The organism is Flavobacterium sp. PS2 (assembly GCF_046250155.1).
GTDB lineage: Bacteria > Bacteroidota > Bacteroidia > Flavobacteriales > Flavobacteriaceae > Flavobacterium.
In genome coordinates, this window is the sequence record NZ_CP176426.1 from 3,084,303 (window position 1) to 3,102,158 (window position 17,856).

Annotated in this window: 17 protein-coding genes; 8 read left to right on the plus strand and 9 right to left on the minus strand. The window is 31.5% G+C overall.

Annotated features, from left to right (window positions below):
* The first annotated feature begins 189 nt into the window (after positions 1-189).
* The 5 genes from ACJ6WR_RS13350 to ACJ6WR_RS13370 all read left to right on the plus strand — a co-directional run bounded on the left by ACJ6WR_RS13350 (position 190) and on the right by ACJ6WR_RS13370 (position 5,557).
* Positions 190-1,110, plus strand: a complete 921-nt coding sequence (locus ACJ6WR_RS13350; protein ID WP_409415489.1) for a glycosyltransferase family 2 protein — start codon at positions 190-192, stop codon at positions 1,108-1,110.
* A 440-nt stretch (positions 1,111-1,550) separates the two neighbouring features.
* Positions 1,551-1,814 (plus strand): hypothetical protein, encoded by a 264-nt coding sequence (locus tag ACJ6WR_RS13355; RefSeq protein WP_409415490.1) that lies wholly within the window; start codon positions 1,551-1,553, stop codon positions 1,812-1,814.
* 110 nt (positions 1,815-1,924) lie between these two features.
* Positions 1,925-3,766: a hypothetical protein gene (locus tag ACJ6WR_RS13360; protein ID WP_409415491.1), complete on the plus strand. Its 1,842-nt coding sequence runs from the start codon at positions 1,925-1,927 to the stop codon at positions 3,764-3,766.
* A 109-nt stretch (positions 3,767-3,875) separates the two neighbouring features.
* On the plus strand, positions 3,876-5,066 hold the full coding sequence (locus ACJ6WR_RS13365) for a hypothetical protein (protein ID WP_409415492.1): 1,191 nt from the start codon (positions 3,876-3,878) through the stop codon (positions 5,064-5,066).
* Positions 5,067-5,068: 2 nt separating this feature from the next.
* Positions 5,069-5,557, plus strand: a complete 489-nt coding sequence (locus ACJ6WR_RS13370) for a hypothetical protein (protein WP_409415493.1) — start codon at positions 5,069-5,071, stop codon at positions 5,555-5,557.
* Positions 5,558-5,586: 29 nt separating this feature from the next.
* On the opposite strand, the gene ACJ6WR_RS13375 is transcribed toward ACJ6WR_RS13370, so the two are convergent.
* The 3 genes from ACJ6WR_RS13375 to ACJ6WR_RS13385 form a co-directional block, all read right to left on the minus strand.
* Positions 5,587-6,996 carry a hypothetical protein gene (locus ACJ6WR_RS13375; RefSeq protein WP_409415494.1) on the minus strand — a complete coding sequence of 470 codons (1,410 nt, stop codon included), beginning with the start codon at positions 6,994-6,996 and terminating at the stop codon, positions 5,587-5,589.
* A 143-nt stretch (positions 6,997-7,139) separates the two neighbouring features.
* On the minus strand, positions 7,140-7,724 hold the full coding sequence (locus tag ACJ6WR_RS13380) for a vancomycin high temperature exclusion protein (protein WP_240474656.1): 585 nt from the start codon (positions 7,722-7,724) through the stop codon (positions 7,140-7,142).
* 94 nt (positions 7,725-7,818) lie between these two features.
* Complete coding sequence (locus tag ACJ6WR_RS13385; RefSeq protein ID WP_409415495.1) at positions 7,819-9,846, minus strand: M3 family metallopeptidase; 2,028 nt, start codon at positions 9,844-9,846, stop codon at positions 7,819-7,821.
* 226 nt (positions 9,847-10,072) lie between these two features.
* Between ACJ6WR_RS13385 and ACJ6WR_RS13390 the strand changes: the two genes are divergently transcribed.
* Positions 10,073-10,741, plus strand: a complete 669-nt coding sequence (locus tag ACJ6WR_RS13390) for a hypothetical protein (RefSeq protein WP_409415496.1) — start codon at positions 10,073-10,075, stop codon at positions 10,739-10,741.
* Positions 10,742-10,793: 52 nt separating this feature from the next.
* On the opposite strand, the gene purE is transcribed toward ACJ6WR_RS13390, so the two are convergent.
* The 6 genes from purE to ACJ6WR_RS13420 all read right to left on the minus strand — a co-directional run bounded on the left by purE (position 10,794) and on the right by ACJ6WR_RS13420 (position 16,404).
* Positions 10,794-11,276: a 5-(carboxyamino)imidazole ribonucleotide mutase gene (purE, locus tag ACJ6WR_RS13395; RefSeq protein WP_409415497.1), complete on the minus strand. Its 483-nt coding sequence runs from the start codon at positions 11,274-11,276 to the stop codon at positions 10,794-10,796.
* A 68-nt stretch (positions 11,277-11,344) separates the two neighbouring features.
* Positions 11,345-11,938 (minus strand): hypothetical protein, encoded by a 594-nt coding sequence (locus tag ACJ6WR_RS13400; protein WP_409415498.1) that lies wholly within the window; start codon positions 11,936-11,938, stop codon positions 11,345-11,347.
* 1 nt (position 11,939) lies between these two features.
* Positions 11,940-13,223: an AAA family ATPase gene (locus tag ACJ6WR_RS13405; RefSeq protein WP_409415499.1), complete on the minus strand. Its 1,284-nt coding sequence runs from the start codon at positions 13,221-13,223 to the stop codon at positions 11,940-11,942.
* A 69-nt stretch (positions 13,224-13,292) separates the two neighbouring features.
* On the minus strand, positions 13,293-14,444 hold the full coding sequence (locus tag ACJ6WR_RS13410; RefSeq protein ID WP_409415500.1) for a 5-(carboxyamino)imidazole ribonucleotide synthase: 1,152 nt from the start codon (positions 14,442-14,444) through the stop codon (positions 13,293-13,295).
* A 54-nt stretch (positions 14,445-14,498) separates the two neighbouring features.
* Positions 14,499-15,050 (minus strand): hypothetical protein, encoded by a 552-nt coding sequence (locus ACJ6WR_RS13415; RefSeq protein ID WP_409415501.1) that lies wholly within the window; start codon positions 15,048-15,050, stop codon positions 14,499-14,501.
* 79 nt (positions 15,051-15,129) lie between these two features.
* The gene (locus ACJ6WR_RS13420) at positions 15,130-16,404 is read right to left on the minus strand and encodes a PQQ-dependent sugar dehydrogenase (RefSeq protein ID WP_409415502.1); all 1,275 of its coding nucleotides are present in this window, start codon (positions 16,402-16,404) and stop codon (positions 15,130-15,132) included.
* Positions 16,405-16,579: 175 nt separating this feature from the next.
* Between ACJ6WR_RS13420 and hpt the strand changes: the two genes are divergently transcribed.
* Complete coding sequence (gene hpt, locus ACJ6WR_RS13425; RefSeq protein ID WP_039111759.1) at positions 16,580-17,110, plus strand: hypoxanthine phosphoribosyltransferase; 531 nt, start codon at positions 16,580-16,582, stop codon at positions 17,108-17,110.
* A 91-nt stretch (positions 17,111-17,201) separates the two neighbouring features.
* The gene (locus ACJ6WR_RS13430; protein ID WP_039111758.1) at positions 17,202-17,774 is read left to right on the plus strand and encodes an adenylate kinase; all 573 of its coding nucleotides are present in this window, start codon (positions 17,202-17,204) and stop codon (positions 17,772-17,774) included.
* Positions 17,775-17,856 lie beyond the last annotated feature (82 nt).

The window sequence follows — 17,856 nt, forward strand, 5'->3', positions numbered from 1 at the left end:
GAACTGTTTAAGAAAGGCGGGTCGTTTTTTAATAACCAAGCTTTAATCTTTTCTATCTAATACTAATGAATTTGTGACATCTTGCATCTACCCTTTTTTTTTCGAGGTTAAGATGAATTGGTTGTAAATGTAAATCAAGTCAGAGCCTTGATTTATTCGAGATTAGAGTAATGAAAATCATGAAAGATCATGGAACATACAGTTATTATACCTCTTTATAATAAGGAAGCTTACATATATGATACGATTCGTTCCTTGGCTTTTCAGGATAAAAAGGCATCACAAATTATTGTTATAGATGATTCTAGCACAGATCGAAGCTTAATTTATTTAAAAGATTCACTATCATTTTTTGCACCACAATTTTTGCAAACCGATATTCAAATTATCGAATTAGAGGAAAATAAAGGGCCTGGTAATGCAAGGAATATTGGGATAGAACTTGCAACAGGAGATTTTGTAAGTTTTTTGGATGCAGAAGATTGTTATACCTCTTCTTGTTTAAGCGATGTCAATTTGATTATAGCACAAGAAAATATAGATGTTTTGGTACTTGGGATTGTATTGGTTCCATCCGATGATTATTTGCCCAACATTAAATCATTCGAAAGAGAATTAGTTCCCCTTTCCGATGAATGGTTTTTAATACCAAATGCATTGCACACTATTAGTTCGCCAGATTTTATTATGGGAGTTGGCAGTAATGTTGTTATCCGAAAACAATATTTGAAAGAGATCTGTTATGAGATTGATGATTCCTTAAACGAAGGAATTGATTTTTGGTATTATGTTTTAAAAAACCTGCTTCAATCTGCTCGGGTTGGATTACTCAATAAAGCTTGTATTGAAGTAAGAGAGGTAGAAGGAAGTTTATCTCGAAGCAGTTATGCTAATTGGGCAGCATTAGAAATTCCTATCTCAATAAAACGATATATGGGGAGCTCTAATCGATACGATCAACAGTTAATGGGAATGTTATCACAGCGATGGCTAAAACATGCAATGGAGCGATTGCCGTCCTGGCAACAAAAAGCGTTATTTATTTTAAATCATTTAGAGATCTTAATTAAAAACGGCTATTACTTAAAAAAAAGAAGTAAACAAAAATAGAACTATGTATTCAGATTCAATTATCTACCAATGAGTTCTTTTTAAAGATGTTGCTCAATCAGAGATAATATTTTTTATAAAGTAATTGTCTTTAATTAGATACCCAAAAAAGTTTCATTCCGATTATTATTTACTTCATGGATAAAAAAACCTGTTTTATGACATTTTTTTATTCATGACTTTATGTGCATTGTAATTTTAATGATGAAAATAGAAAAAGATTGTCAATTCAGACAGTCTTTTTTGCTTACTGTTTTTCGGTATAGGTACAAGGGCATGATTTTATTTAAAATATGTTTATTTCATTTGAAAATCAGGTATTTATACGTTATTCGGGTTTATGAGATTATTGTTTCTTTATTCTTGAATAATCAAATGGTTTTAATAAAATAAAAATCAGCCCCAATGATTTTTAATCCTTAACCTATAAAAAAATAAATATGTCACACGATCCCCCAAATTTAGATTCTGATACATGGATTTATCGAAACCTGTATTATCATTCAGACCAATCTCTTGGCGAAAATTTTTTAAAAGAGAGAAAGGTTGCTGAGGTTATTAAAGTGCCAAGAATTAATCAAGTCCCAATAAGAGGTTCTTTCTCGATTTCGGCCTTTGCAACAATTGTAGGTAGAGACAGTTTACGTAACGAGAGTAGTATAATGGAAACACTATGTTTAAATCTACAAGAAAACCATCAGTAACTTTCGAATGGAAGTAGTGTGATACTTCTACTAAAAATTCAAAAAAAAATAAAACCAATAATAGCACCAATTTATCTTGATAAATAAGTGTTGTTTAAAACCAAGAAATCATGAGAAAATTGAATATAAAAACCAGCATTGTATTTATTGCAATTGGGATGCTCCTTTTTTTAGGATGCAAGAAAACAGATTTGCTATCTAATACAGATAAAGATTATGAATATTTACCCCAAGATGTAGAACAGTCTTGTGTTGTTACAGATGCCGAATTTAAAACTTGGTTTAAGGGAGGAACAGTTACTGAAAACGGATTAGTTGAGCCTGCAAATAGTGTAACATTCCCTCATAATAACAACTGTGATTTCTATAAATGGTCGGAGCAAATGTTTTTATGGATTACCTCACCAACTTCTAGCGGTTCATATAAAAGCGGAGGAACAGTAATGGAATCTCCTGTGTTTTATAATGTTTCGGCGGCAGATAAAAACGGAAACCGAGTATTGACTCCTCATGCTCCAAATACTATAATGAGTGCAGTAGGTAATATTGAGCAAACAGGACCAAATAGATTACCGATTGTGTTTGATAAAAGCGGGAAAATGTTTGAGGTAGAGCCTCAAGAGAAAAATGAAGCCGTTAAAGATGCTGCAAATAAATCTGTTGTTGTAGGTAAAATAATTGCCAATGCCAATGGATTGCATTCTTTTGTAGATACAAAGGGTAAAGCTATTTCAGGCCCTAAAGCAATAATTGCTGGTAAAGTTCATCCTGAAAATATTGTGCAAGAATTTAAACAGGGAAATAAAATTATTCTTCTTGATTCAAAAGGAAATATAATTGATACTGAGCAAGGACAGGCAGGTTCTAGCGGAGCATTAGTTGCGAGCAATAATTCATTAGTTTATTATATAACAATGGTAAATGATGTTTATGCTTACTTTTTGACTGGTATAAAAGATAAGACATTAAAAGCAAAAGAATTTCCAACGACTGCGGCTGCACGTGACAGTATTCTTGCTTATGCAAAATTGAAAGGTTTTGCACCACCACCAGATCCAGATGCTTTGGCAATGGAGTTAAAAACATCTTGGGTTGAAGCTAAGGATTTACCAAATGCAGAGACTTATATCACAATTAAAGCTAAAATTCCAGTATATGACAAGACAGATCCTAAACTTTGGAAATTAACAGATAAAACAACAGTAACAACATTGGCATTAGTTGGAATGCATGTGGTAGGAAGTGTTGCAGGACATCCTGAAATGATTTGGGCAACTTTCGAACATCTAAAAAATGCACCTAATACAGCATATTCATACACAGATGTTAATGGTAAAGTAAAGCAAGTAAAAGGAGATACTGGTAAAGGATGGCTTTTTAATGATAATGCAAATGATACTGTAGGAGGACAAAATATCCAGAATATGACAGTAGTTAATGATACACTTAATACCGATGTAATTAAAATTGTAAATCCTACGCTTAATAGTTCTAAAGTCAGAAGAATTATGGCTTGGGGTGTTGCTTCAGATACGATACCAAATGCTGAAGATAAAACGCCTGCAAATTCTAATAGTGAAATCATCTCTATTAATAATGCAGTACGCAAAATGTTAGTTGGTAACGATATCAGGAAAAATTATTTACTAATAGGGGCAACCTGGACTTCTGGAGGTGTTGTACCAAATGGTTATTCATATCCTTATAATGGGACTCCACCAACTCCAGGAAATGCGATTGGTACCGGACGATTAGCAAACACTACTATGGAAACCTTTTTTCAGGCACCAAGTTCAAATGCAGTTGCGAGCAGTGGTACTAACGCAGTTACTTCTTGTTTATATTGTCATGGTTATTCATTAGATCCAAGAACTAAGAATGGGATAAGTCATATATTTAGTGATATTCGTGCATTGCCTACAAATATGAAGAATTTACCGAAATTAAAATAAGTTACTAATTCAATAAAAAAGCCAGTACTAAATTTAGTTACTGGCTTTTTGCTTTTATATATTTTATAATAAAGGGTTTGTTAAAATTTCTAAATTTCTATATTTGTGAATGAATAAAATACGTATGGGAAATAATTTCAGATTAAAATTAGGAAAAAACAGCTTAATTCTTTTTGCTTTTGTTACAATTCTAGTAGGTTGTAAACGTATAGAAAAGACAAATGATGATAGTAGTTTAAGCGTGGAAAAAAAACTTGAAATTTCTTCCAAAGAAATACAAAGGATTTTGAGCACAAAAGCGAATCTAGAAAACACACAAGTTTCAGATGAAATGAAATTGAGTATTCCAGAGAACTATTATTTCCGAACAAGTTCTATTAAAAAGGATGAAATCGATGCGGATTCTAAATTTGGGAAAATTGCTTTGGCTACAAAAGATAGTTATGATTATGTCGAAATCATAAATTCCTTGTTTGTTAATAGTAAAGTAGGTGAAGAAAGTGTAGTCATTATAAAAGATGATAATCCAAACCTGCTTACAATCGATGATTTGAAAGAAGACTATGAAATAGAAACTATCTATTTTGAGGATGAAAACAGTATCGTATTTAGCGAAGATAAAACATTTACAACAGTACATTTTCAATACGATTCAACAACCAAAAGTTATTTGATTTACAGAGGAAGCATTAGTTGGAGCAAAGCTTTTCCTAATGAAGATAAACTCGATTTGGCTTTTTACTTTCTACGAAATGCTAAGAACCTTTTGAGTACTAATTTTACAAAGCAAGAATTTACATGGAAAGATTATGTAGATAACAGACCAAAAATCGAAATAAATTTAATGAAGTTCTATTTCAAGAATTTTAAAAAAGAAATGGGGGCTTTTCTGAATGTTAATGAAATCTCAAGTCCAGAATATGATGGTCATTCATTGGTTAAGTTATATCGATTAGCTCCAAATGGAGATGCTTTGTTTTACGAATATTTAAATAAACTAGAAACTGGACAATCCTATGGGGCTCAAGATACAAAATGGGCTAGTGAGTTATTTTATACAGATGATAAGTGTAAGGTAATCCCAAAAGGTAATTCTTCTATCGTAGAGATTACCAGCTTAAATTATGCAGGAGAGGTTTATGAAAAAGAATTTATGGTTTTTTCGATAATCAATTACGACAAAAAAATGTTTTTACTGAAAACAGAAAATAATTTAAACGAAAAAACAACCGATTTTTTCGTCAAAATGTTTAATTATTATTCAGAAAACTTCACTTTAGATTTAGCTAATAAAAAATAATTATGAAAAAAAGTATCGTTAGTTTATTAGTTTTAGCTTTGACTTCCTGCAATCCAGTTGGAGAAAATTTGGGTGAAATGCCATTGTTCCAAAATGCCATTTCATCAATAGATAGTTTAGATTTAAAAAAAGGAGAAGAAATCGTGTTTTGGTCCAAAGTAGCGACACGCAAAGACTCGTTGTTTTCAAAATATAAGATAAAATACAGTATTAGTCTTAATGGTAAAATTATTCATTTTGACAGTACTTATGTAGAAGATGGAAAACATACCATAAATTCAAAAGTAATAAAAGATGAAATTGTTCATTCCTCTTCAACAGAAAAAGATTCGATAGAACATGTCGAAAATTGGGAATTTGAAATAGAAAATAAATCGTTTAAAATTCCTCAAGACGGAAAGTATAATTTTGACTTTAAATTGGAGGCTCCTGAACTGGATTTTTTTGCAAAGAACAGTAGTGCTACTTCGGTTATAATTAGAAAGAAATAAAAAAAAAGCTGTCAATCGACAGCTTTTTTTTATTGGAATTGTTTGATGTTTTCTTCAAATTCTATTTCATCTTGGTTTTGAAAATATTCGGTATAAAATGATTTATGGATTATATAATAAAAAACGTAATAAACCATAAACACTGAAATTATTGCCAGCCAAAGGAAAGAGAAAATTTTATCCTGAATGAAAAACAGGTATCCTTTTGTAAAATCAAATACCTCTTTGATATCCTCGTAATAAGTTATGATCGCTATGGCAAAAGGAACAATTTTAGTAGTAACCCTGAATCTCGTTAATAAAATTACTGCAATGATTAACATTGGAATTTTATAAAAAACATTATGATCTCTATATTCAGCTTCAGTAGAAAAATACCCATAACAAATTAACACAACAGCGAGAACGCAGTAAATAGCCAGGTGGATATTCCTTTTAGTTTTTAGTTTAGTTATATATTCTAGGATAGATTGGTTGCCTTTTTTTGAAAATAATAGAATAAAAAACGAAATAAGATTTAATATTGGAACCAATGAAAGAGCGTTGATTACACCAAAATATTTTTTAAGTGAATAATTCCTGTATTGAAGCAAGTTTCCTAGAAAACGACCACTTACAAAGAGGACAAAGAAACTTGATAAAAAGAATAAAACACGAGTATATTCAATCTTATCAAATGCATAAAAAGAAACGCGAAGCGCATTACTGCCTAAATCGATAATGCACATTATTAAAACCGTATAACTAATAATGAATCCCCATTTAAAAAATGAATTAGAAATAGGTTGAATATCTACTGGGTTGATTATTTCTTTTCTAGAATAAATTCGGTTAGATATGTAAAAAAAGCCAGCTAAAACAAGTGCCGTTTTTATTGAAATTAACAGAAAAATAAAACAAACAATTATATCCTGAGTATATGGAGAATCGCTTACAGAGGCAAAGTATTTATAAAACTCATCGACGTCACTCTCTATTATGTAAGATAAAACAATTGTTATGACCAACTGAATCAGGAATGTTTTATATTTTGAAAAAGTTGTAGCATGTTTTTCATTTTTAAAATACGAAACCGAAAAGTAAAGCATCGGAATGATAAAAGTAAAAAACTGAACAACTGAATGAATATAGGCGCTATTGGCTATAGGAAGATAATAATCGGCTGTTAGGTACAAATCATTTCTTAACGTAAAATAGGGAATGAATAATAACTGAATAATAATTCCCTTTTTTATAAGGTCATTTTTATAAAAGTACCAAGCAAAAATAAGACTGTGTAAGAACCAACTCTGAGCTTTCCAGATAGTATCATATATGGTTGTTTCTGGTCCGTAAAACGAAACAAAGTAGTTACTACAGTAAAAGAATGCAATAAGTGAAATTAATATCCAAATGGAGTTTAAAGCTCTTTTTTGTGTTGCAGAGTATTTTTCGGTCATTAATAAATATTTAAATGATGTTTAAAAAGATTTATAAACAAATATAAATAATTATATCGCATTAGTAAGAAAACTTTTAGACGCTATAAAAAGGATTAGATTTTAAAAAAGAAAGCCGAAGTTGTTTACTTCGGCTTTTTTACTTATCTTTTGTCTTCTTTAGAATAATTGGAAATACCATTTATATCAATTTCATTTCCTAGAAAATATGGCTCTCGATTTCGTGCAACATCAATAACCGATTTTAATCTCGAAAAGTATTCTCTAAAACATACATATTTGTAGTTTTGATATTCTCTGGCATTAGCAGAAAATCCAATAGATTTTATTCCGAGTTTATCACCAATATAGATGGCTCTGTTTAGGTGATATTCTTGAGAAATTAAAACAGCGCTTTTTATTTTGAAGATAGATTTAGCCCTAAACATTGTCGAATAGGTATCAAAACCTGCATAATCAACATATATTTTAGTAGTGTCAACCCCGTTTTCAAAACAGTAATTTTTCATTACAGTTAACTCATCGTGTTCATCGCTGCCATTATCTCCAGAAAGTAAAATTTTATTTATTTTCTTCGATTTGTACAATAAAATACCAGCATCGAGTCTGTCTTTTAAATAAGTACTGGGCTTGTCACCATTGATTCCAGCACCAAAAACAATCCCAACATCGGTTTTTGGAATGTCATTTAATGAATGATAAATTAAATCATTGGTTTTTGATTTCATATTTACATTGATGTAAATAATTATAATTAATCCAATAATTGAAAGATATATGAGTTTTTTGAAATGTTTTTTCAAGTTAAAGCTTGTTTACTATTTATATCAATCCCGCTCTTTTTAATAAAGCTTCTGGTTTTGGTTCCTGACCTCTAAAACGTTTGTATAAAATCATAGGATGTTCAGTTCCTCCTTTAGAAAGTACATTGTCTTTAAATTTTGTAGCTACTTCATGATTAAAGATTCCTTTTTCCTGAAAGTATTCAAATGCATCGGCATCTAGAACTTCAGCCCATTTGTAACTGTAATATCCAGAAGAATATCCACCTTGAAAAATATGTGAAAAAGCAGTACTCATTGCATTTTCTTTCACCTCAGGATATAATTGAGTGTCTTTAAATTGTTCTGTTTCGAATGCTTTTAAATCAGTAATACTTGTTGGATCTTGTCCGTGCCAAGCCATATCTAATAATCCAAAACTTAACTGACGCAATGTTGCTAAACCTTCCTGAAAACTTGCACTTTCTTTGATTTTAGTAACATATTCCATCGGAATGATTTCGCCAGTTTCATAATGGTTTGCAAACAAAGCCAAAGCTTCAGGTTCGTAACACCAGTTTTCCATAATCTGACTTGGTAATTCTACAAAATCCCAATATACCGATGTTCCAGATAAACTTGGATAAGTTGTGTCAGCTAACATTCCGTGTAATCCGTGACCAAATTCATGGAACAAAGTTGTTACTTCATTAAATGTAAGTAATGAAGGTTTCGTTTCGGTTGGTTTTGTAAAGTTACATACGTTTGAGATATGTGGTCTTTCGTTTATTCCGTCTTTTCTGTATTGCGATTTAAACGAAGTCATCCAGGCACCATTTCGTTTTCCTTTTCTTGGAAAAAAGTCGGCGTAGAAAACAGAAACCAATTCGTTTTTATCATTCGTAACTTCATAAGTCATTACTTCTTCGTGGTATTTATCGATATCAAATACTTCGGTAAAAGTAAGTCCGTATAGTTTTCGTGCAATTGTAAAAGCACCGTTTAGTACTTTCTCTAATTGAAAATAAGGTTTTAGTTTTTCATCATCCAGATTAAAAAGCTGTTGTTTTAATTTCTCCGAATAATAAGCACTATCCCATTTTTCTAATTGCTCGATTCCATCCAACTCTTTTGCAAAAGCAGTAAGTTGATCAAACTCTTTTTTGGCTGCAGGTTTGGCTTTAGCCAATAAATCATTTGAGAAAGAAAAAACTTTCTCAGGGTTTTCAGCCATACGTTCCTCCAGAACAAAATGAGCGTGGGTTTTATATCCTAATAAATTGGCTCTTTCAAAACGTAGTTTTACAATTTTAAGCACAATTTCCTGATTGTCGAATTCGTTATTTTGGAAAGATCTTGCTCCAAAAGCGATCGCAAGCTTCTTACGCAATTCACGATTATCAGCATACGTCATAAACGGAATATAACTCGGATGATCTAATGTAAAAATCCAACCATCTTTTTCTTGGCTTTTAGCCAATGAACGAGCTGCTTCGATAGTTCCTTCTGGTAATCCTGCTAAATGGTTGTAATCGGTAAGATGTAATTCGAAAGCATTCGTTTCGGCCAAAACATTTTCGCCAAATTGCAAACTTAACTTAGATAACTCTTTGTCGATTTCGCGTAATTGGTTTTTCTTTTCTTCAGGCAAATTAGCTCCGTTTCTTGAAAAGCTTTTGTATTGTTTGTCCAAAAGAGTCGTTTGTTCCGGATTAAGATTCAAACTTTCTTTCTGATCGTAAACGGCTTTTACTTTTGCAAATAAAGCAGCATTTAAGCGAACATCATTTCCAAATTCAGATAATAACGGAGAAACATCTTGGGCAATTTTTTGCATTTCGTCATTTGTTTCAGCAGAATTTAAGTTGAAAAAGATACTCGAAACACGATCCAGAATATCTCCTGTATAATCCATTGCTACGATAGTATTCTCGAATGTTGGTGCTTCAGTATTATTTACAATTGCATCAATTTCGGCTTTCGCCAAAGAAATCCCTTCCTGAAAAGCAGGAACATAGTCTTCGATTTTAATTTGCAAAAAAGGGGCAGTATTGTGTTTAGTAATAAATGTTGAAAGTAAAACGCTCATTATGATATAATTATTTTATTAATTGAAGTCGATATTTTTGAATCTCAAAGATAGCAATTTATAAAAATCTAATCATCTAAACAGAATCGATTCTCGGCATAAAATCCTCTTAAATTGTGTTATAGATATGTTATTTATTTCTGTGCACGTTTTTAAAAGCGTAAATTGAAAAAAATACGATTAGAATTATAAAATACTAATTAGAAATTGTAAACATAGAAATACGATGAATTATCAAATTGCAATAAAGAGAATAGATACGGTTAATGAAGTAGAAGGATATTGGACTGATGAAGATTTTATTCAGTTATTAGAAAAATTCAACTATCCAGATGGCGCAGCGGCAGAGAAAAGTAGTTTGCCAGAATTATTAGAAATGGCTATCTCCGATTACGAGCCTAACGAAGCAGCCGAAATAGTTTTGGAATATAAATTTGCTGATAGATTAGGTGATGGGCAAATAGAGCAAATAGCCCACAATATGTTAATTGATAAGGTTTGTGAGGAATACCCGGAAATAGACATGCAAGGGACTTTGTTTCACATCAATCAATTGCTTTTTAAAGCATACAACGGAAAATTTCCAAATGCAAAAGCTTCTGTTGTTCATTTTTCAATGACACCAATTGATGGCGAAGCACAAAAGTTGACAGCCGAAAACGTACTGAAATTATTGAATAATGGTTTGTCTGATAGAAATCTTATTAAGAGATTGTTTGAAGATCAAATGTCTCAAAATATTCCATTTCCAGAAGCAGCAGCTATTGTTTGGGAATTGACAACAGAAGATAATGTAAATTATAATCTCGTTACTTCAGAAAACTGGATAAATAAAGAAGATATAACTGAATATGAATTTGAGTCTGTTCTGGAGGAAATTGAAGACGAAGCGTAATTTTAGTTTTTAGTCGCGGTTTATACTGAAAACTGCGACTGAAAACTGAAAACTATTTCAAGCCTTCTGAAGATTTGTAAACAGCTTCTTTCAAGCTTTCTTTATATGCTATGATTTTGTCTAAAACTACTTTATCATGGCTTCCTATGATTTGTGCTGCAAGAATTCCTGCATTTTTAGCTCCGTTTAAAGCTACAGTTGCAACAGGAACTCCGCCTGGCATTTGTAGAATCGATAATACAGAATCCCAACCATCGATAGAATTACTTGATTTTACAGGAACTCCAATTACAGGAAGTGGCGACATCGAAGCAACCATTCCAGGTAAATGAGCAGCTCCTCCAGCTCCGGCAATAATTACCGAGATTCCGCGAGTATGAGCGTTTTTACTGAAATCGAATAGTTTTTCTGGCGTTCTGTGTGCCGAAACGATATCTACTTCAACTTCTATATTAAATTGTTTTAATATGTCGATTGCATCTTGCATAACTGGCATGTCTGAGATGCTTCCCATTATTACGGCTACTTTACTCATTTTATTTTTTGTTTAAAGTTCAAGGTTTAAAGTTGCAAACTGCGACTGAAAACTGATTCTAATTTTGTTTAAAGTTCTGGAATCATGCTCCAAATATCAATACCGAACTCTTCATTAATTGCTCTTAGATATGATATTTGTTTTATATCATCATCAATTAATATTTTAAAGAACTCTTCTGGAGAAACACCATATATTGAAAGTTCTTTTGCTTTTCTTTGAATGTATTTTTTTCTTTCGTCTGCTAAAATGATATCATCAAGCTTTAGTAATTTTATCAAATTAGTTGCTTCTTCATCATCTAACTCAGAAACATGATAATCGCCACTGTCGTAAACTATTCTTTCATCGAAATTAGTTGCTGTTGGATGTAAAATAGGTTGATAATCTTCCCATTTAGATGATTTTTCTTTATTCCATTGATGTTTAACTAAAAACCAATTTAAATAGGAATCTTGAATTGTTCCTTTTAAGTTTGGATTAAAATGTTCAATATCTCTAGCATCTGCTCTTCCTAAATATTCTTCTGTATAAATGCAAAATCCCTTTTGCTCTTTATATAAGATTTTTGAAATTTTTAAATTATTATTTGAATTGCCTTCGATGTAACCCAAATCTTTTTTTATAACTTCGGAATCATCTTTTTTAATAACTCTCCTCATGTTAGAAATTATAAGTATCACCGAGCTTAACGGTTTCTAATAATAATTCTTTTTTTCTTTTAGGGTCAGTTTCGTTCGCGACTTCCTGTTTTAGCGAAATATATTTTTGATAAGCTTCTTCACCATGTTTGTTGTAATAATTTACTCCAAAATCATTTTTCAATATATCATTTGGGTCATCACCAATTGGAGAGCTTCCTCTACGAACAGCAACTTTTCCTTCTTCATCAAAATATAAAATAAAACGCTCGTCTGGTTCAAATGATGCTGCAATAAATGGAGAGTGAGTAGCAATAATAAATTGTGCTTCTGGAGCGAGTTTTTGGTAATAATCCATCAAATCCATTTGCATATCAGGATACAAAGAACGCTCTGGTTCGTCAATTAAGATAATCGAGCCTATTGTGTTTAATTTGTATAGAGGTAAAAATGATAACAATAATCCTTTAGTTCCTGTACTTGCTTGTTGTATAGGAATTATTTCCTCTGTTCTTTTATTTATTATTGGTATTGTGTATTCAGTATTTACAATATCAACTGCTAAGTTTAATTTTTCTAGAAGAGGATTGAATTTTTCTGCAAAACTTTCTACTTTATTAGGGTTTTCTTTTTGCCATTTATCAAATTCTGAACTCAATTTTTTTGCGTTCGCGAGCAATCCTTTATGAATTAGCTCTGACATTTTTTGATTAAATTTTTTTCTGTATTCTAGAATTTCTTTCAAAAAGATAAGCCATAAATCTACATCAATATTATCATCAAAAACAATTGGATCCTCTTTTGAAAAAAAATTATCGATACTATATCTGTTGTCTAGTTTTGGGTATTTTTCAAAGATGTCTATTGGGTTTTTTTCAAAAAGCTCAATGTTTTTGTCAGATATTAAATTAGATTTAAAATAATAAATGTATTTTTTGGAATTATCTTCTAATAAATTTGAAAAATTTCCAGTATGAACATAATCAAATGTTTGCTCATTGAAAATTAATTTTTTATCTGTAATCTCAATTAAATTATCATTAAGATCAAATGATACACTTCCAAGATTATTAGGTGTCCCAATTTTATATGAAAATGAATAATTGTCAGAAACGATACAATTATTGATTGACGTGTGTCTTTCTTTTATTAATTCTAACAATCCGGTTTTCCCTGTCGCACTTTGTCCAATAAAACATATTTTGTCCAAAGGCTGACCTTTACGTTCACCACTTTGATAAGTAAAATCAAAATCTAGATTTTCTAAATGTCTAAACTGATTGATATGTAATTTTGAAATTTTCATTTATTGAATTTTTACAAAGCTAATTAAAAAACGATTACTATTATAAACTGTGACTGAAACTGAAAACTGTTACTGAATACTAATCACTTTAATAGTATTCTTAACATCCTCGGCAATTCGTCTTGCTTCGTTCATATCTCCATTTACAATGGTAACATGTCCCATTTTTCTGAAAGGACGAGTTTGTTTTTTACCATATATATGTGGTGTAACGCCATTCCATCCTAAAATGGTTTCGATGTTTTGATAAACTACATCTCCAGAAAACCCTTCGGCTCCAACTAAGTTTACCATAACTCCTGCTACTTTACTATCAGTATTTCCTAACGGAAGATTCAATATCGCACGTAAGTGGTTTTCAAATTGTGAAGTATAACTTGCTTCGATAGAATAATGACCAGAATTGTGTGGGCGAGGAGCAACTTCGTTTACTAAGATTTCATCGTTTTGAGTTTGGAACATTTCAACTGCCAAAAGACCAACGTGGTTAAATTTTTCTGAAACATTAAGCGCAATAGCTCTTGCTTTTTGAGCTACTTTTTCGTCGATTCGTGCAGGACATATTACATATTCAACCTGATTTGCTTCTGGATGAAATTCCATTTCAACAACAGGATATGTTTTTATTTCTCCCGATGGATTGCGACAAACGATAACAGCAAGTTCATTCTTGAACGGAACCATTGTTTCAGCAATACATTCTACATTTGGTAGATTATCTAAATCTGATGTTTGACGAATAACTTTTACACCATTTCCATCATATCCAAACTCAGTACATTTCCATACAAAAGGCAATTTTAAATCTTGAATTTTAGCTTTTAAACTTTCCAGATTTTCAAATCTTTCAAATGGAGCAGTAGGAATATTATTTTTAATGTAAAAATCTTTTTGGATTCCTTTATTCTGAATTCCTTTTAAGGTTTTTGGCGAAGGGTATACTTTTACGCCTTCATTTTCTAGTTTTTCTAGCGCTTCGAGGTTTACAAGTTCGATTTCGAAAGTCAAGACATCTACTTGTTTTCCAAAATTGTAAACAGTTTCAAAATCCATTAAATTCCCTTGAAAGAATTTATTACAGGCAATTTTGCTAGGAGCTTCATCGCTTGGGTCTAAAACATAGGTTTGTATGTCAAATTTGCGAGTGTCAAAAAGTAGCATTTTGCCTAATTGTCCACCGCCTAAGATTCCTAATTTAAAATCAGAAGAAAAATAATTCATTGTTGTGTGTTTGTGATGCGCAAAGATACTTTATAATGATTGAATAGGAAAATGCTATTTTATTTTCTTAAGAACCTCTCTTGCAACTGCTTTATATGCAGCGGTATGATTTGCATAATCCTTAGTTAAGATAATTTGCAATTCGGGATGAATCCAGTCGTAATACTTTCCTAATATGTGTAAAGTTCGCATAGAGTAGGCTTTTGCTGCTACTTTGGTATCGGTAATTAACCAATCAAAACTGGTTTCGATAATATCCTGAAGTTGAGTTTCGGAAAGGGAAATATTTGTTTCTGTTTTTTTATAATGAGAAATAATCAAAAGTTGACAGATTTTGGCAATAGGACGTATGGAACTTTCATCTTTTAATTTTTTCAGATTCGAACAAAAAAAATCAAGATGAGGTTGTAGCCATTCGAGCTTTTTATAAGATACAAATTCTAAAATCCAGCAAGCTTTGTGTGTATTTTTGTCATTAATATCGAAGCAAATTGAAATTAATTCCGGAAAATAATCAGGATTTTCCAAAATAGTTTGCGCCCCTTTAAGTCTGTTTTCTCTGTAAGCATTTACGTAATCAAGGTTTTTTTGTAATTCAGAGGACATTGATTTTATTTTTTATTTGGAATTGAGCATCTAAAAATAGGTAATTTAATTTTTAAGTAACACTGCCTATTATGAAATCTTATTTATTTGCAGTTACTTTCCATATCGTATTTCCGCTATCATCATTTACAAGAAGTGATCCGTCTTTCATGACAGTAACCCCCACGGGACGTCCGTAAACTTCTGCTTTGTCTTCGTTAGCTACAAAACCAGTTAAAAAATCTTCAGGTTTTCCAGAAGGCTTTCCGTTAACGAAAGGAACAAAAACAACTTTGTAACCTGCTATTTTTGCTCGGTTCCAAGAGCCATGTTGACCTACGAAAATTCCATTTTTGTATTTTGCAGGAAAACTATCTTTATTGTAAAATGCCAATCCTAAAGAAGCGGTGTGTGCACCAACAGAAACATCAGGTACAATTGCTTTGGCGGCTAAATCTTTACCTGCGCCTTTCATTCTAGGATCTGGAATGTTGCCATAATAAGAATAAGGCCAGCCATAAAAGCCATTTAGTTTGAGGCTTGTAATGTAGTCAGGAACTAAATCGTCGCCTAAATCATCACGTTCATTAACAGCAGTCCAAAGTTCATTATTCACGGGATTCCAATCCATTCCTACTGGATTTCTTAGTCCGGCTGCATAAATTTTTTCGCCAGTTCCATCAGGATTAATTTCTAGAATATTTGCTCGGCGTATTTCTTTATCCATTCCGTTTTCTCCATTGTTACTTCCTGAACCTACAGAAATGTAGATTTTTGTTCCATCGGCATTTGCAATTAAATTTCTTGTCCAGTGGTTGTTGTAACCACCAGCAGGGAGTTCAAGGATTTTTTCTCCTTGGGATTCTAATTTTAAAGGATTATTTTTATAAGGATAACGATATAATCCATCTGTATTGGCTACATAAAAAAAATCTTTAAGAACTAACATCCCAAATGGTTTGTTGAGATTTTTAAGAAAAACTTCGCGGGTTTCAAATTTTCCGTCTTTATCAGAATCTCTAAAAATTGTAATTTGATTTTTGCTAGTTCTCGTTCCGCTTTCTACTACAAAAATATCATTGTTTGGTGCAATATAGGTCCAACGGGGATTATCGAAACCGTCGGCAAATTTTGTTACCGTAAAACCCTGAGGCGCTATTGGAGTTTTTCCTTCGGGCCATTTGATAACTTTACTACTATTTGTTTTAGATTCGGTGGCGTAGGGAAGAGGTAATGTGATTTCTCCAACTGCCGTTTTTACAATGTTTCCAGATTGATTTGTTGTCGCTTTTTTTTCTTCTTGTTTTGCTTGTCCAATACAAGCTGTTACTAACATTAATAATGATATCGAGAGTATTTGGGAGGTAGTTTTCATTATAGTTTATGGTTAAGATGTTATGGGGTAACAATTTACCGAATTAATGCGTGTTTTTAAAGAATGATTTGTAAATATTTAACATTCAGAAAAAAAATGTATACACTGTATATTTGTTACTTACATTTTGGTTGTAATTCTGTATCTTTGCGCATTATTTTAAATGTAAAAAATAATGATACAACTTCACGATAAACAATTTGTTCCGTTTATTTCGGCTAAAGAAATTGATTTTGCAATTACTAAAATGGTAGCTCAGGTACAAGATGATTTTGGAGATGAAATTCCAATTTTTATTGGTGTGCTAAATGGCTCTTTTATGGTTGTTGCCGATTTTTTGAAAAAATATAAAAAACACTGCGAGGTTACTTTTATAAAAATGGCTTCTTATGAAGGAACAGAAACTACTCATGATGTAAAGCAATTAATAGGTTTAAATCAAGATTTAACAGGGAGAACAGTAATTATCATTGAGGATATTGTTGATACTGGGAATACCTTAGTTGAACTTAAAGAGATGTTCAAAAAACAAAATGTGAAGCATTTAAAAATTGCTACTTTGTTCTTTAAACCAGAAGCCTATAAAAAAGATATTAAGATTGATTATATCGGAATTCGAATTCCAAACAAATTTATTGTTGGTTACGGTTTAGACTACGATGGTTTGGGAAGAAATTTGGGAGAGGTATATAAATTAGCAGAATAAACTAGAACCAAAAACCAAAGAATTATAAATTAACTATTCACTTTAAACTTCTTTAAAAATAAAAAAGGAAGTACGACACAACACACAAACTATGATTAATATTGTTTTATTTGGAAAACCTGGAGCAGGAAAAGGTACTCAGGCAGAATTTTTAAAAGAAAAATATAAATTAACGCATCTTTCAACAGGAGATATTTTTCGCTTTAATTTAAAAAATGATACAGATTTAGGTAAGAAAGCAAGAGTTTTTATGGACAATGGTGAATTAGTTCCTTGCGAAGTTACTACTGCAATGTTAATAGATGAAGTGAATAAACATCCAGATACTGAAGGATTTTTGTTTGACGGTTATCCAAGAACATTAGATCAAGCAAGAGCTTTGGATAAATTTTTGCCAACAATTGGATCTAGTGTAACTGCAACAATCGCTTTAGAAGCTGATGATGAAATTCTGGTAGCGCGTTTATTAGAAAGAGGAAAAACAAGTGGTAGAGCTGATGATCAGGACGAAGAAAAAATTCGTGTAAGATATCAGGAATATAATGAGAAAACTGCTCCATTAATAGGGTATTATAAAGAACAAAATAAATTCCACGCTGTAAACGGTATCGGATCTATTGAAGAAATAACTGAGCGTTTGACAAGTGTAATTGATAATTTGTAATAAAAGAAAATAGTTTAAAGTTTAAGGTTTGAAATTTGCCTAAGTAATATTTATTTGGGCAAATTTTAGGCTTTAAACTTTA

Coding starts and splice junctions, on each gene's coding strand:
- hpt (WP_039111759.1), top strand. CDS start 16,580: ATGATACAACTTCACGATAAACAATTTGTTCCGTTTATTTCGGCTAAA.
- ACJ6WR_RS13385 (WP_409415495.1), bottom strand. CDS start 9,846: ATGAGCGTTTTACTTTCAACATTTATTACTAAACACAATACTGCCCCT.
- ACJ6WR_RS13380 (WP_240474656.1), bottom strand. CDS start 7,724: ATGAAATCAAAAACCAATGATTTAATTTATCATTCATTAAATGACATT.
- purE (WP_409415497.1), bottom strand. CDS start 11,276: ATGAGTAAAGTAGCCGTAATAATGGGAAGCATCTCAGACATGCCAGTT.
- ACJ6WR_RS13390 (WP_409415496.1), top strand. CDS start 10,073: ATGAATTATCAAATTGCAATAAAGAGAATAGATACGGTTAATGAAGTA.
- ACJ6WR_RS13370 (WP_409415493.1), top strand. CDS start 5,069: ATGAAAAAAAGTATCGTTAGTTTATTAGTTTTAGCTTTGACTTCCTGC.
- ACJ6WR_RS13360 (WP_409415491.1), top strand. CDS start 1,925: ATGAGAAAATTGAATATAAAAACCAGCATTGTATTTATTGCAATTGGG.
- ACJ6WR_RS13430 (WP_039111758.1), top strand. CDS start 17,202: ATGATTAATATTGTTTTATTTGGAAAACCTGGAGCAGGAAAAGGTACT.
- ACJ6WR_RS13350 (WP_409415489.1), top strand. CDS start 190: ATGGAACATACAGTTATTATACCTCTTTATAATAAGGAAGCTTACATA.
- ACJ6WR_RS13410 (WP_409415500.1), bottom strand. CDS start 14,444: ATGAATTATTTTTCTTCTGATTTTAAATTAGGAATCTTAGGCGGTGGA.
- ACJ6WR_RS13400 (WP_409415498.1), bottom strand. CDS start 11,938: ATGAGGAGAGTTATTAAAAAAGATGATTCCGAAGTTATAAAAAAAGAT.
- ACJ6WR_RS13415 (WP_409415501.1), bottom strand. CDS start 15,050: ATGTCCTCTGAATTACAAAAAAACCTTGATTACGTAAATGCTTACAGA.
- ACJ6WR_RS13420 (WP_409415502.1), bottom strand. CDS start 16,404: ATGAAAACTACCTCCCAAATACTCTCGATATCATTATTAATGTTAGTA.
- ACJ6WR_RS13365 (WP_409415492.1), top strand. CDS start 3,876: ATGAATAAAATACGTATGGGAAATAATTTCAGATTAAAATTAGGAAAA.
- ACJ6WR_RS13375 (WP_409415494.1), bottom strand. CDS start 6,996: ATGACCGAAAAATACTCTGCAACACAAAAAAGAGCTTTAAACTCCATT.
- ACJ6WR_RS13405 (WP_409415499.1), bottom strand. CDS start 13,223: ATGAAAATTTCAAAATTACATATCAATCAGTTTAGACATTTAGAAAAT.
- ACJ6WR_RS13355 (WP_409415490.1), top strand. CDS start 1,551: ATGTCACACGATCCCCCAAATTTAGATTCTGATACATGGATTTATCGA.